This is a genomic window from Thermococcus sp. EP1, assembly GCF_001317345.1.
Taxonomy (GTDB): Archaea; Methanobacteriota_B; Thermococci; order Thermococcales; family Thermococcaceae; genus Thermococcus_A.
On the sequence record NZ_JXCG01000021.1, the window covers coordinates 1 to 13353 of the forward strand.

At 38.7% G+C, this 13353-nt stretch carries 14 protein-coding genes; 6 read left to right on the top strand and 8 right to left on the bottom strand.

The annotated features are described in order from the left end of the window. The first annotated feature begins 189 nt into the window (after positions 1-189). The 3 genes from EP1X_RS09600 to pyrG all read left to right on the top strand — a co-directional run bounded on the left by EP1X_RS09600 (position 190) and on the right by pyrG (position 2603). On the top strand, positions 190-477 hold the full coding sequence (locus EP1X_RS09600) for a DUF357 domain-containing protein (RefSeq protein WP_055283982.1): 288 nt from the start codon (positions 190-192) through the stop codon (positions 475-477). A gap of 5 nt (positions 478-482) precedes the next feature. Next, the gene (locus tag EP1X_RS09605; protein WP_055283985.1) at positions 483-875 is read left to right on the top strand and encodes a DUF555 domain-containing protein; all 393 of its coding nucleotides are present in this window, start codon (positions 483-485) and stop codon (positions 873-875) included. Between the two features lie 129 nt (positions 876-1004). Then, positions 1005-2603 carry a glutamine hydrolyzing CTP synthase gene (pyrG, locus tag EP1X_RS09610; protein WP_055283987.1) on the top strand — a complete coding sequence of 533 codons (1599 nt, stop codon included), beginning with the start codon at positions 1005-1007 and terminating at the stop codon, positions 2601-2603. Here the strand turns inward: pyrG and EP1X_RS09615 are convergent. After that, positions 2600-3493 carry a hypothetical protein gene (locus EP1X_RS09615; RefSeq protein WP_156300737.1) on the bottom strand — a complete coding sequence of 298 codons (894 nt, stop codon included), beginning with the start codon at positions 3491-3493 and terminating at the stop codon, positions 2600-2602. The two genes, pyrG and EP1X_RS09615, sit on opposite strands and share 4 nt — an antisense overlap. Positions 3494-3604: 111 nt before the next feature. Here EP1X_RS09615 and EP1X_RS09620 point away from each other — a divergent pair, with 111 nt between their 5' ends. Together EP1X_RS09620 and EP1X_RS09625 are read left to right on the top strand one after the other, a co-directional pair. Further along, positions 3605-3997, top strand: a complete 393-nt coding sequence (locus EP1X_RS09620) for a 30S ribosomal protein S8e (RefSeq protein ID WP_055283991.1) — start codon at positions 3605-3607, stop codon at positions 3995-3997. Positions 3998-4062: 65 nt separating this feature from the next. Further along, positions 4063-4956 carry a zinc ribbon domain-containing protein gene (locus tag EP1X_RS09625; protein WP_055283993.1) on the top strand — a complete coding sequence of 298 codons (894 nt, stop codon included), beginning with the start codon at positions 4063-4065 and terminating at the stop codon, positions 4954-4956. Here the strand turns inward: EP1X_RS09625 and EP1X_RS09630 are convergent. From EP1X_RS09630 to EP1X_RS09645, 4 genes are all read right to left on the bottom strand, one after another. After that, positions 4919-5974 (bottom strand): NOG1 family protein, encoded by a 1056-nt coding sequence (locus tag EP1X_RS09630; RefSeq protein ID WP_055283995.1) that lies wholly within the window; start codon positions 5972-5974, stop codon positions 4919-4921. The genes EP1X_RS09625 and EP1X_RS09630 overlap by 38 nt on opposite strands. 104 nt (positions 5975-6078) lie before the next feature. Further along, positions 6079-7143: a DUF512 domain-containing protein gene (locus tag EP1X_RS09635; protein ID WP_055283997.1), complete on the bottom strand. Its 1065-nt coding sequence runs from the start codon at positions 7141-7143 to the stop codon at positions 6079-6081. A gap of 50 nt (positions 7144-7193) precedes the next feature. Beyond that, entirely contained in the window at positions 7194-8516 is a 1323-nt protein-coding gene (locus EP1X_RS09640; RefSeq protein ID WP_055283998.1) for a TldD/PmbA family protein, read from the bottom strand. A gap of 5 nt (positions 8517-8521) precedes the next feature. Then, positions 8522-9892, bottom strand: coding sequence for a TldD/PmbA family protein (locus EP1X_RS09645; RefSeq protein WP_055284000.1), 1371 nt, complete (start codon positions 9890-9892; stop codon positions 8522-8524). Positions 9893-10049: 157 nt separating this feature from the next. Between EP1X_RS09645 and EP1X_RS09650 the strand changes: the two genes are divergently transcribed. Then, positions 10050-10928, top strand: coding sequence for an ADP-dependent ribose-1-phosphate kinase (locus EP1X_RS09650; RefSeq protein ID WP_055284002.1), 879 nt, complete (start codon positions 10050-10052; stop codon positions 10926-10928). Here EP1X_RS09650 and EP1X_RS09655 read toward each other — a convergent pair. From EP1X_RS09655 to EP1X_RS09665, 3 genes are all read right to left on the bottom strand, one after another. After that, the gene (locus tag EP1X_RS09655) at positions 10925-11746 is read right to left on the bottom strand and encodes an ABC transporter permease (RefSeq protein ID WP_055284004.1); all 822 of its coding nucleotides are present in this window, start codon (positions 11744-11746) and stop codon (positions 10925-10927) included. The genes EP1X_RS09650 and EP1X_RS09655 overlap by 4 nt on opposite strands. Next, complete coding sequence (locus EP1X_RS09660; RefSeq protein WP_082391563.1) at positions 11733-12536, bottom strand: ABC transporter permease; 804 nt, start codon at positions 12534-12536, stop codon at positions 11733-11735. Before EP1X_RS09660 ends, EP1X_RS09655 begins: the two co-directional genes overlap by 14 nt. Continuing rightward, positions 12533-13353, bottom strand: an 821-nt coding sequence (locus EP1X_RS09665; RefSeq protein ID WP_055284006.1) for an ABC transporter ATP-binding protein, incomplete at its 5' end; no start/stop codon positions are given. The genes EP1X_RS09665 and EP1X_RS09660, both read right to left, overlap by 4 nt.

Sequence of the window (13353 nt, forward strand, 5' to 3'; positions counted from 1 at the left end):
CGTAAGGGTGGCGTCATAACCATCTAGACCACGGGCCCGCCCAAAGCATTAAAGTCAAAGTCCAAATATAAATCTTTCGCTTAAAACTTGTGTCTTCAACTCACTTTTCATGCCTAGGAAAATGTGTTTCAGAGGATGAAACCTAAGATTTATAAGGGTTCTAAAATATTCCCAAGCGAGGCGAGATCGGTGGAACGAGAGATCACCGAAGAAAAACTGAAGAAATATTTTGAAATCACAAAAAAAGCTCTCGAAACGCTTGAAATAGCAGTACATGAAAAAAGTACTCTTTTTGCTGTGGCGCAAGACTTTTTAACTATGGCAAAAAGCTATTATAGCGACGCTGAATATTACTACAAAAAAGGAGACTATGTAACAGCATTCGCCGCTTTAAACTATGCACATGGCTTTATTGATGCAGGAGTAAGACTGGGAGTATTTAAAGGAGAAGACGACAGATTATTTGCATTCGGGTGAGGAAAATGGGAGATTATGTAGTTATCCTTGAGGCCCCAATAATAGTGAGAGAAGTTGAAAGTCCAGACGATGCAATAAATGTTGCGGTTTCAAAAGTAGCAAAAGCATTAAATAAGGAGAAACTAGACTTTGTAAGGGTGGAAATAGGCTACTCTCAATGTCCAGTGTGTGGTTCCCCGTTTGAGAGTGCTTTTGTTATTGGAAATATAGGTCTTGTTGGGATTTATTTAACTTTGAAAGTTTTCAATGCTCAAAGTCTTGAACATGCGGAGAGGATAGCCAAAGCAGTTGTTGGAAAAGCTCTAAAGAAAGTGCCATTAAAAGTTTTTGAGATAAAAGAGCTCCACAATGGAAAAGAGAAAGTTGGGATAGAGCTTAATAACAATAATAGTCTCTAAACCTCCATTTGTATTCCCTCATTTTTTGAGGGGGTTTATAATTTGGATTTTATTGTTTTTAGATTTTTCTAAACAAAACTTTTAAGCTTCTTTGTGACAACAGACAACATAACTTTTGGAGGTTTAAACATGGCAAAGTTTATCTTTGTAACAGGTGGTGTAGTTAGTGGCCTTGGAAAGGGGATAACAAGCGCTTCACTTGGAATGCTTATGGAATCCAGAGGATTAAAAACCACAAACATAAAGATAGATCCCTATCTCAACTATGATGCCGGAACTATGAGTCCCTACCAGCATGGAGAGGTCTTTGTTCTTGATGATGGGGGTGAAGTAGATTTAGATTTAGGAAATTACGAGAGATTTCTGGATACAAATCTAACTTTTGAACATAATATTACTACAGGTAAGGTCTACTCTGCCGTTATAGAGAAGGAAAGAAGAGGAGACTATCTAGGTGCCACTGTTCAAGTCATTCCTCATATCACCAATGAGATAAAAGAGCGTATAAGGAAGATAGCAGAAGAGTATGACATTGTTGTTGTAGAAATCGGAGGAACCGTGGGTGATATAGAAAGCATGCCTTTCCTCGAGGCTGCAAGACAAATGCAACTCGAAGAAGGAAGGGATAATGTAGCATTTGTCCATGTAACTTATGTGCCAAAGCTTAAAGTTGTGGGAGAACAAAAAACCAAACCCACACAACACAGCGTTAAAGAACTCCGCTCACTAGGAATTCAACCTGATGCAATAATAGCAAGGAGTGAAGATCCCCTTGAAGAGGGAGCTAGGAGAAAGATAAGTCTCTTTACAAATGTACCTGAAGAAGCTGTGATAAGTGCTTACGATGTTGAAGACACATACGAAGTACCATTACTCCTCGAGAGAGAAGGTTTGGGAAGATACCTCACAAAGAGACTTGGCCTTGAAGAGAAGGAACCAGACCTAAAGGCCTGGGAGGAAATGGTAAGGAAATATAAGAACTTGAAAGAGGAAGTAGAGATAGGGATTGTTGGTAAATACGTTAAGCTAGCTGATTCTTACTTAAGCATTAAAGAAGCACTAAAACATTCAAGCATAGCAAATGAAGTTAAGGTAAAAATAAGATGGATTGAAGCTGAAGACCTCGAGAAAGAAGGATTCAAACTTCTGGATGGAGTGGATGGAATAATAGTTCCAGGTGGATTTGGCGCCAGAGGAAGCGAAGGAAAGATAATGGCCGTAAAATATGCAAGAGAAAATGACATACCCTTCTTAGGAATTTGCTTTGGATTCCAGCTTACGGTGGTGGAGTTTGCAAGACATGTTCTTGGCTTAGAAGAAGCAAATTCTACAGAAATAAACCCACAGACACCATATCCAGTGGTTGATCTTCTTCCAGAACAACGAGAAATAGATAAACTTGGAGGAACAATGCGCCTTGGAGCTTATCCCGTAAAAATAAAAGAAGGAACCCTAGCCCATAAACTCTATGGAAAAGAGCTCATTTATGAAAGACATAGACACAGATGGGAAGTAAATCCCGAATTTGTAAGAGAATTTGAAAGAGCAGGTTTAGTGTTCAGTGGAATTTCAGCAGATGACAAAAGAAGAATGGAGATCCTTGAACTTCCAACTAACAGCTACTTCATCGCAACCCAATTCCACCCAGAATTCAAATCACGACCTATGAGGCCTGCTCCAGTATTTAAGGGCCTAGTCAAAGCAGCGAAAGAAAAAAGATATGGCTAAAGCCCAAATTCTTCCATTATTTCTTCTTCAAAGCTTTTTACCTTCTTTGTAAGCTCAAAATAAAGCATTAACCCACCAATCGCCATCAAAGTTTGTATTAATGCTTGGAATGGTGATTGAAGAATATTTGATATCAAATTAGCTGTGAAGTCACTTTTGCCCAAAAATAACAAACCAATGAAGGAAGCTGGAACTGCTAATAGGAGGAACCCCGAAACAACCAAAAATGCACCAAAGCCAATTGACGAAAGCTTGTTTTTGAAAGCGATTGAAAAACAGCTTAATGAAGCCGTTATAGAGTTACTCATAACATAAATCGGTACTGCCATTGAACCCGCTGCCACTAGTAATAGAATCAATGGAAATTCCACAACCAAAAGGAGCCACATTAACACTGAACTCCCTGTGAGAACTATAAGTGCACTAAACAATATTATTGGGCCCAAAAGTATGGTGACAGTTATTATTCCCACCAGAAGATTAATGAAGAAAACCTGAAAAACATGGTGTATTCCCTCGTATACTAAATCTATAAGAGAATATGTCTGGTTGTCCTCCGCCATGAGAGCACCTTTTACAATTGCATATTCACTAAGGGCCTGAAGTAGTAATGATACTAACATAAAGACTAAAAAGAGCCTGAAAAATTCCGCCATTTCATTAAGAACCTCTTCAGAAATAGTGCTCCCATGTTCTTCAAATATTACACTCTCATTGCTTTCTCCCGGAACTCCCCAAAGGTTCTCAAAAACTGATGTATCCTTAAATAAGTAAGCAGAAAACGGACTAAGGAGGAGTGAAACTATCAAAGGTATTATTAAAAGCTTTAAATTTTTTGTAATTGTAATAATAGCTCTACCAAACGCATTTACTGCCCCCACTCTGACCACCAGAAAAAATAAGGGAGTTAACGTTTTAAGAGTTTTGGAGAAAAAGGGAAAAGATTTATAAGCAAATCTCTAAAATGCCCATAGGGTTAAGATCATCATGAGGTGAGAGTTATGGCTATCTGGCAGGGAAGATCACTCAAAAAACCTTCAGGTGGAAGAATCATATTTGCAAGAAAGAAGAGAAAGAGGGAACTTGGAAGAGAGCCAGCATTTACAAGGGTAGTTGAAGATAAGGAAGAAAGAAAGATCATAAGAACCTACGGTGGTAACAGAAAGGTCAGATTGGTTAAAGCACTCTATGCAAACGTCTTTGAAAATGGAAAAGGTAAGAAAGTAAAGATAATCAGCGTTGTTGAGAACCCAGCAAACAGGCAATACGTAAGAAGAAACATTATCACAAAGGGTGCAATTATCCAAACAGAAATTGGAAAAGCCTTGGTGACCTCAAGACCTGGCCAAGAAGGTATTGTAAATGCAGTCCTTATAAAAGAGGAAAGTGCCTGATTTCTCTCTTTTTCTACGAATCCTTTATATCCCTTGAACACATATTTTTACTTAGGTGTAGACAAGTGGAATACTCCCGTGTAGAAAAGATATTAGCTAGTTTGTTTGTGCTCTTCCTTCTTATTGCCAGCATAAACTTTCTTAGAGAGCTTGAAAATATCCCTGATAGACCAGACTACAATTATTATCAAGAAAAATATGGTATAAACACTCTCCTTGAAAACCAAAGTCGTTTAATGGGATTAGATAGAGAACTCTTTCAAGATTACCAAAAAACAAAAGATGCCCTAACTGAGGCAGAGCGAGTTTATCTCTTTAAGAGAGAGGAATATAGAGTAGCTCTTGAAAACGGAAACGTCACAGAAGAACTCAAAAATGAATATGTAAAAGCCAAGGAGGAATATGAAAAAGCATACTTTCAATATCTTGGAGCCAAAAGTGCTTATGAAAAAATCCATAATCAATTAGAAGAACTCAATTCAAAAATCCAAGAACTGTCGATGAGAGCAAATGCCGAGTATAACAGGGCCTACCAAGCATATAGGCTCAAAGTTCTAGCATTAAAACTTTTATTTGCCCTTCCAATCTTTATACTCTCCTTCCTTCTCTTAAAAAGGTACAAAAACATATACACACTTTCCATGATAAGCTATTCCTCATTACTACTCATCTACCTTCTCCTTTCAGTTATATGGAACACCATCCAGATTATAGGTCTGAGCCTCTTTGGTGCCTTTGCAACTTTGCTAGCACTCTATTACATAAGAAGGGAATACTTCAAACCCGAGAGAGTTTACAAAAGAAGGATAGCCCAGAATAAGTGCTATAACTGTGGCTTTCCTATAAAGGAGGATTACCTTCATTGCCCCAACTGTGGGACCCCATTAAAAGAAAAATGTGAACATTGTGGAGCTCTAAAACCTATTCACCTTCAATTCTGCCCATATTGCGGACAATAGCCTCCATCTCTGGTTTTATTATTTTTATAACTCTTTTTTTAAGCTCCTCTATTCCTAGACCTTTCTCAGCTGCAATCCGTAAAGGTTCAACACCCCTCTCTCTTAAAAACTCCTCTACCTCTCTTATCTTATCCTCATTGGCAATGTCCGTCTTATTCAGCACAACTATAAACGGAAAATCCCCAAATTCTTTGTAAACTTCCTCAAAAAGGTGCATTTGTTCCTCGATTGGATATCCACAGTACTCACTTGGATCAAAGATGTAGATTATCAATTTGCCGAGGTGCTTTAATGCTAAGATAGCTTGTCTTTCAATTTCGTTTCTCTCACTTAAGGGTCTATCCAAAAGACCAGGTGTGTCTATAACCTGATACCTAAGCCAGTGTTCCTCGAATTGCCCAACGTTTATTCCCTTAGTGGTGAAGGGGTAAGTTGCAATCTCTGGTTTCGCATTTGTAAGCCTCCTTAACAATGTGGATTTTCCCACGTTTGGATGACCTGCTATGACTATAGTGGGAAGATCAAGATCAATCACTGGCATGTCTTTTAGAACGTCTCTGGCCTTGTTTAGATATTCCAGATTATCGTTAATGTCTTTTAAAATACTTGCAACCCTTCCGTAGAACTCCCTTCTTAATTGAGCAATTTCCTTAGGGTCTCTAGAATACCTCACTTTCTCTACGTATCTCTCCTCAAGAGTCCGAATGGTCTTCATGGCCCAATTTATTGATGCTAATGCTTTATGAAACATCCTTTTATCTACAAGAGTATCCAAAAGTTCTTGATAAAATGGTGGAAGAGTAGATACTCCAGGCGTTCTATTTAGAACCTTCCTAAGATTATCCCTAATAACATTTGAAACTGTCCTTATTCTAAGCTCTTCTCTCTGCCTTGCTTTACTTACTATATTTCCTCTGGGAGTAAAAGCAGATGCAGCCTTCTCAGCGCGCCTAAATGCTTTATTAATGATCTCATCCGCCAGAAGGATAGTAGGCATTTTTTCAAATGGATTCTTCATATCCTCTCACCTTTTTCTATTTTCTCGCCGTTAGTGAGTTTCTCAAGGGGTTTTTAAAGATGTTGATGAAATTGTCCTTTACATGGCTCCAAAAATGAGGAAATTTAAAACCTCTCCAGCATCTTTGGAATCTCCTGTGGTTCAAGAGCAGTCTCCACAATATAGCCCTTTTCCACTAATATCTTGTTAAAAAGTTCTCTCCTTTTCCACCCATCTAAGGTAAGATCCCCATAAAACATCAACTCAGGCAAAAATATAACTCCTAGTTCAACCTCTGGAAGCTTCTTGATCTCTCTAAGCACATCTTGAGCTGTTAATAGGCCAGCAGTTCCTATATTGCCCCCAAAGAATTCATTTTTTACCATGACGACCTCGAGTTTTGGGAAAAGTCTTTTGATTTCTGGGTAAGCCAGCTCACCAGTAAATATATAGACTGGAAACTCACTTTCAATCTCAAATGGCTCAAATGGAAGCATGAAGTCTCCCAGAAGGGATTGAAATATCGGAGGGATCACTATTTTAATATCAAGGTCCTTTTGCCCCTCTTGCACAATTCTCTTGACATATTGAAGTTCCTCCTTACTCAAAGGCCTTGTTTTTGAAAACCTTGTAACTCCAATTGGAAACAACCTAACTTCATGAACACCAAACTCGTCCAATTCTCTAAGGATTTCCCCTATATCACTAACATTATAGCCAGGTGTCAGTATAATATCAGCGATCGTCCTAAAATGTTCCACAACTTTGGGTAAAAGGTCAATTACTTTTTCAGCGTTTTTGTTTCTCATAAGTTCCACTCTAACTTTCTTTTTGGTTGTATGAAGAGAAATTTGGATCTCATCCAGACCAGCCTTATAAAGAGTTTCTATCCTTCTCTCATCAAAACGAACATTTGCAGACGTATCTGTAACCCTTATCCATAAATCATAGTTTTTTCTTGCATAAGCTATCCTTTTTTCAAGCTCTGGGTCATTTAGAGTGTCATGTTTGGCTACTCGATAAATCATTTGAGGTGGATTCTGCAACAAATAGCAGAAAACACAATCGTTCCCACACGGTCCTGCTCTGGATGATGGGGGAATAATTAGAAGATCTTCTCTCTCATTCACCATGTCAAGCTCATATTTAGTTATCTTTCTGAGCTTGTACTCTTCAGTCAGCTCATACATAATGGAAGAATGAAAACAAGGTTTAAAAAGAATTAGATGGATAAAATATCCTACTTCCCTGCTATTCTAACGTTTTCAAAGGCTACTGATGGCACAACCATGCTTCCACCAAATGGGAGAACTTTTTGTTCTTTACTTATCGCATAGATGCTTGGTAATAGTTCGTAAATATTGCCACTCATCATAAAGACTGTAGACCCTTTTATCTCTCCATCTTCAATGAGGAATGCTGGATTTGCCACCACTGCAAAGTTTCCATTATCTGGGTTGCTCGAATGAGCTCCCTGGAAACTATCTACAAGGTATCCATGCTTTATTTCGCCGATTATATCTCCAATCTCTTGTTTCCCATTTTCAATCACTACATTGTGAAGAGCTATTCCTATTCCCCCAGTGGAAAAGTTCCTTTTTCCATTCCCCGTGCTTTCCACTTCCTTGATATTTGCCCAATAGTTATCCCAGATAAAACCTTTAAAGACGCCTTTCTCTACAAGAACATTCTTTCTCGTTGGTGTTCCTTCATCATCTGCTATTACAGGATTTATGCTAAGTTCATGCAAGGGATCATCATATACGTTTAAAAGATCACTCGAAATTGTTTCTTCAAGTTTATTCATCAGTGGGGTAGTTCCTTTCATGAGCTTCTCCCCACTAAAGGCTGGGAAGAAAGCATAATTCAAGAGACTTGAGAGGGCCCAAGGTTGCAAAATAACTTTTGCTTCTTCTGTTTTACTTCTTTCAACGTTAAATGCCCATTTGACTTTTTGAACTGCACTTTTTACAACACTTTCTACATCGAGGTTAAGAGAAAGCTTTGCATCGAAGTCAAAAATTCCAGGAGTTACTTTTCCTTCTTTCATTCCCACGAGTTCAATATAAAAGAACGCCCCGCCACCTTCTTGAAACACATTGATACCATTGGAATTCATTATCAAGCTTTCTCTCCATTCAGCGCCTCCTCCTCCGCCTGCAACTACTACTCCTTCTTCCTGTAAAGCCTGATTTATGCCTTCCTTAGCTAGTTCAACGAAGTAATCGGGGGATACTTCCTTAATTTCTTTATCCATTTTTCTTGGATCCCTGTATTTTCCTGGAAGTGGGAGAGAAACCCATTTTTCATCAGGTTTATTAAGCTTGGACATCTTGTATGCTCGCTCTATTGCGTCTCTGAGCGTTTTCTTATCATCGGTATCAACTATCGAAACTCCAAGCCTTTTATCCTTCAGACCTCTAATTATAGTAACCACTCTTTCTCTAAGGGCCGAAGTAGAAACTTCATTAAGCTCAATATTTACACTTGCATCTCTAGTTCTATAAATGGCAATTTCAAGTTCATCAAAAAACTTTTCCCCGTACTTGATCAATTCCTCCATTTCCATCACCCAATTATTATTCCCCCATCAAAGCGCATATGAGGCCCACCAGAACTTACAAAAGCTGCTTGTCCTTTTCCACATCTTCCCATTTCAAGCCCAAAATCTCTCCCTACGGCACTTATCTTCTTCAAGGCTTCAATTGCAATTCCACTAATGGATGTATCCCTAATTGGTGTTGTTATCTCTCCATTTTCTATTACATACCCTTCCTGAATTCCTACTTGGAATGCTGAGTTAAGCTGAGCTTGACCTCCCCTGAAGTCTACAACATAATACCCAAACTTAATATCCTCTATCATTTCTTCAAAATTCCAGTCTCCTGGTTCAAAAATAGTATTACGCATCCTTATTATTGGGGGATAGGTATAGTTTTCGGCTCTTGCGTGACCATTTGGTTCCATACCCCATTTGTGAGCATATTCCCTGTTTAACATTATCTGCCTGAGTACACCATTTTCAATGATGTGAATGTCTTTTACAGGGACTCCTTCATCATCATACTTATCGTTCCCAAAACCGCCTTCAACTATACGCTCACTCATTGTTACATATTCTGGAGCAACCTCTTTTCCAAGAAGATCCTTAAATGGAGAATTTATTGTCAAATCTGCCTCAGCTAAGTGCCCCAAAGCTTCATGAGCTATGAGACCTACAATTATTGGACCAGCAACTATTGGAAATTCTCCCCTCTTAGGTGCAACCCCTTGCAACTGGGCATGAACCTTTCTAATAACTCTTTTTGCAACTTCTTCATTTGGCTCCTTCTCCTTGAAGAGCTCCCATCCATAATCCACGGCCCCTACTTCGTCCCTGGCTGCTGCTAGTCTTTCTCCTTCTTTACCCGTAGCCCATACATACTGCCATACATAGTTTAATTCCCATTTTATTTTAGTCCCCTCATTTGTGAGAAGAACCTTTTCCCCACTTGCGTCCTCATACCTGAGCCATGTAGACTTAATAGTACTATCAGCTTTAAGAAGAGACTCAAGTTCAGCTAATCTTTCAACTTTTTCTTCTATGGAAACTTCTTTTGGCTTTATTTTCATCTTACTCCTTACAATATCTTCATAAGCTTTAACCTCTGCAAGTTGGATTTTCTCCTTCTTTGCTTTTGCTGTGGCCCTAGCAAGCTTGTATGCACTCTCTATAGCCATGTCAATCCTGTCAAGCCTATTTGTAGAAGCAAAACCCCAGGCCCCATCCGCAAGAACTCTTACAGCAATGCCTATTTGGTTCTTTCCAGCAAAAGTTGTAAAAGTGCCATCCTTAAGCTCAAGGGTATTTTTGTTTATATTCTCATACCGTACCTCTAGGTATTCTGGCTTAAATCTCTCAAGAGCCCATTCAAGAGCTTTTTCAAGTCTATCTTCCATTGCATATCACCCATAATCTAAAGGTTTAGATAATCATTTGAATTAAATACCATAAGTATAAAAGTATTTCCTTGTTCGACAGTGAACACAATAGAACAATAAGAATAGAAAAAGTATAAATCTCCTGACTCTATAAGAGAACAGTGGAGGTGGAAGGATGTTTGATGTGATTGCAATAGGTAATCTTAACTATGATATCACGCTTTTAGTTGAAAGATTCCCAGAATTTCATGAAAAAATCATAGCTAAAGGTGCTCATTTTGGATTAGGAGGAGCTGCTGGCAATACGGCTTCATGGCTTGCCCAAATGGGGCTTAAAGTTGGATTTATTGGTGCAGTCGGAAATGATGAGATTGGAGAGGCCCATATAAACTACTTTAAGAAAGTAGGTGTTGACGTTAACGGAATCAAAGTTATAGAGGAGCACTCTGGAATAGCAATATCCATGATAAAAGGCGAAGATAAAAGGATAGTAAAGCACTTAGGAGCAAATGCTTATCGAGAGGTAGACTTTAGATATTTATCAAAAGCAGAATACATTCACATGTCTTCAAATCCAAAGCAACTCATAGAAAAAGTTGTTGAATTTGCTTGTGAGAGAGATATTCCTGTTTTTCTAGACATTGGAGAGGCAGAAGTTCCTAAGTCCATAGAAAATAAGATAACGTACCTCCTAATGAACGAAGATGAGTTCAAACGTAAATATGGAAGCTTGAAAAATGTCCATATTGTAAAAGCCAAAAATTTAATAATTACCCTAAACGGTGGAGGAGCATTAATCAGGGATGAGAATGAGGAAGTTTTTGAAGTCAAGGGGCTAAGCGCCGAGGTCATTGACTCTACCGGAGCAGGAGATGCCTTTGATGCTGGATTCATTTATGGAGTTGTTAATGGATGGAAATTAAAAGATGCAGCGACTTTAGGAACTTTTTTAGCATATCTGACAGTTCAAAAGATTGGAGCCAGAACAGCCATAATGCCTCTAGAGGAAATTAAAAAGAACGCCAAAAAACTTAATGTAGAGCTTCCATTTTAATAACTTTTCAATCCCACTATTCTGGCCTGTCTTTCACTCCATTTATAAACTAAGTATCCCACAATTGCGTATGTCCCTGAAAGGACTATAAGATACGAGATCTCACTTATCGAATTGGCATAACCATAAGCAACAATTTTTCTAACAGCCTCGCTTGTTGGGGCATAAGGAAGAATTTTTGCTAAGATTTGAAGTCCCTTTGGAAGTATAGAAACAGGATACATGGCCCCACTTAAAGCAAACACCAACATTTCAAGTATTGTGACAAATGGACCTGGATCTTTTAAGTAAAGTACTACCCCAGCGGCGGTCATTCCTAATCCAATCATGCCAACTGCGCCCACTAAAAGAAATGGAATAGCCTTTAAGAAGTTTAAAAAGTCAAATCGGATGTTAAAAAGCAAGGTAAAAATTGGAATGTAAATGCCCATATACAGAAAAGATAAGAAAATTCTAGTGAGAACATTACCCACAAAGAATGTTATTCTTCTCATGGGAGCAGCGAATGAATATTCAAGCGTGCCCGCATATAACTCCTCCACAATACTCCATACAAACCCACTTAAAAATGTGAGCCCAAACCCAAGAACCATAAAACCGAGTACTGCAAAAGTCACGTAATCTGCATACCCCGTAAGCTGTTGAAGTGCTGGAGAGTTTCTCTCTCCGGTTAATCCAATCCCTATTAACAAGGCTTGGCCTACAAAGAAGAAACCAAACATCACATCACTTACTAACCAGAGTTTATAGCTTGTGAAGATACGCCAATTTTTTACTGCAACTCCATATAGCGCTTTAAGCTCGCTAGTAACCCCCATATCCAATCACCCTAGTGATTTTTTCAGCCCACTTGAAAAGGGCATAACCAATTCCCCAATATAGCAGAATTAAAAAGAAAAGCCACTTGATCTCTCCTAAAAGCTCAATATAACTCGTTCCAACAAAAAGAGCTCTTACTATATACGCAGCATGAGTTAATGGAAAAATCTTTGAAAAAGCGACCATAATTTTTGGCATTACACTTAATGGAAAGAACACGCCTGAAAAGAAAAGCATGGCAAATTCAAATATCTGAGCAAATGGCCCTATGTTTTTCAACATCATAACTAAACCTGCAAATACAAAACCAAATCCTAAAAAAGCAACCAATGAAGCAAAGATAATTGGAAGAGACTTTAAAATAACCGAAAATGTAAGAGGAATATCAAATATCACTATCCCAATTGCAAATACTACTCCCATAAGGACTGAATCCATGAGTAACCAACTCATGGCCAAACTAGACAATAATTCCACCATTTTTGCTGGTGAAAGAATATTCATTTCAAAAGTTCCCCTTTGAAGTTCTCTCCTCACCCCCCAGACATAAGCTTCCATCGGAGACACTGAAACCCACCATAGCACATATCCTATTAAAGCATATGTGGGGTAATCCCCCATACCCGTAGAAACCTCCAATAAAGCAGAATACCTTCCTCCGAGGACCGCCTGGCCAAAAAATACAAACTGTAAAAGGAAGACTAGTCCAACTAGTACAGAACTTATAACTCGAAGGGGGTATCTAAAAAACATTCTGAACTCCTTTTCAATAACTGCGGAGAGTATCAATCCCTTAACCCCCTTCCTGTGAGCTTTATGAACACGTCTTCAAGAGTGGGCTCCTTTTGCTCAACACTTATTATCTTCGCGCCCTTTTTCACAAGCCACTCGACGAGTTTCGGTAAATCTTCTTCATCTACTGTTCCTCTAAGGACTGCAGTATCACTTTCTATATCCCTCTCGATAATTGCCAATCTCCAAGGAATTTCATTAGGTATCTTGCCCTTAAGACGTATTTCAACTGCATCCTCAGCTTTAACTAATTTTTTAAGACCATCTGGCGTGTCAAGAGCTATTATTTTCCCATGGTCTATTATGGCGATCCTATCACAGAGCTGCTCTGCTTCAGCCATGTAATGAGTCGTTAAAAGAACTGTCTTCCTCTCTTCATTAACGAGTTTTCTCACGAATTCTCTGACAAATATTGAACTCTGAACATCCAAACCTAGGGTAGGTTCATCTAGAAAAAGTACCTCTGGATCATTTATTAGGGCCTTTGCTATTGCTAGACGCTGTTTCATTCCGCGAGAGTAGTTCATTACCAAGTCATTTCGTCTCTCCCACAACCCAACAAACCTAAGAAGTTTTTCAATCCTTTCTTTCTCCTCCCTTTTTGGTACATAATAAATCCTTGCGAAATATTTGAGATTTTCATAACCACTCAAACGCCAGTAAAGGGTTCTTTCTCCTTCTGCAACAAGATTTATTCTCTTTCTAATTTCCCTAGCGTCTTTTCTTAAGTCATAACCTAAGATCTTCGCATTACCCTCCGTTGGCTCTAAAAGAGTGGTAAGAATTTTTATTGTGGTTGTTTTTCCTGCTCCAT

Coding starts and splice junctions, on each gene's coding strand:
- EP1X_RS09605 (WP_055283985.1), top strand. CDS start 483: ATGGGAGATTATGTAGTTATCCTTGAGGCCCCAATAATAGTGAGAGAA.
- pyrG (WP_055283987.1), top strand. CDS start 1,005: ATGGCAAAGTTTATCTTTGTAACAGGTGGTGTAGTTAGTGGCCTTGGA.
- EP1X_RS09620 (WP_055283991.1), top strand. CDS start 3,605: ATGGCTATCTGGCAGGGAAGATCACTCAAAAAACCTTCAGGTGGAAGA.
- EP1X_RS09630 (WP_055283995.1), bottom strand. CDS start 5,974: ATGAAGAATCCATTTGAAAAAATGCCTACTATCCTTCTGGCGGATGAG.
- EP1X_RS09635 (WP_055283997.1), bottom strand. CDS start 7,143: ATGTATGAGCTGACTGAAGAGTACAAGCTCAGAAAGATAACTAAATAT.
- EP1X_RS09640 (WP_055283998.1), bottom strand. CDS start 8,516: ATGGAGGAATTGATCAAGTACGGGGAAAAGTTTTTTGATGAACTTGAA.
- EP1X_RS09645 (WP_055284000.1), bottom strand. CDS start 9,892: ATGGAAGATAGACTTGAAAAAGCTCTTGAATGGGCTCTTGAGAGATTT.
- EP1X_RS09650 (WP_055284002.1), top strand. CDS start 10,050: ATGTTTGATGTGATTGCAATAGGTAATCTTAACTATGATATCACGCTT.
- EP1X_RS09655 (WP_055284004.1), bottom strand. CDS start 11,746: ATGGGGGTTACTAGCGAGCTTAAAGCGCTATATGGAGTTGCAGTAAAA.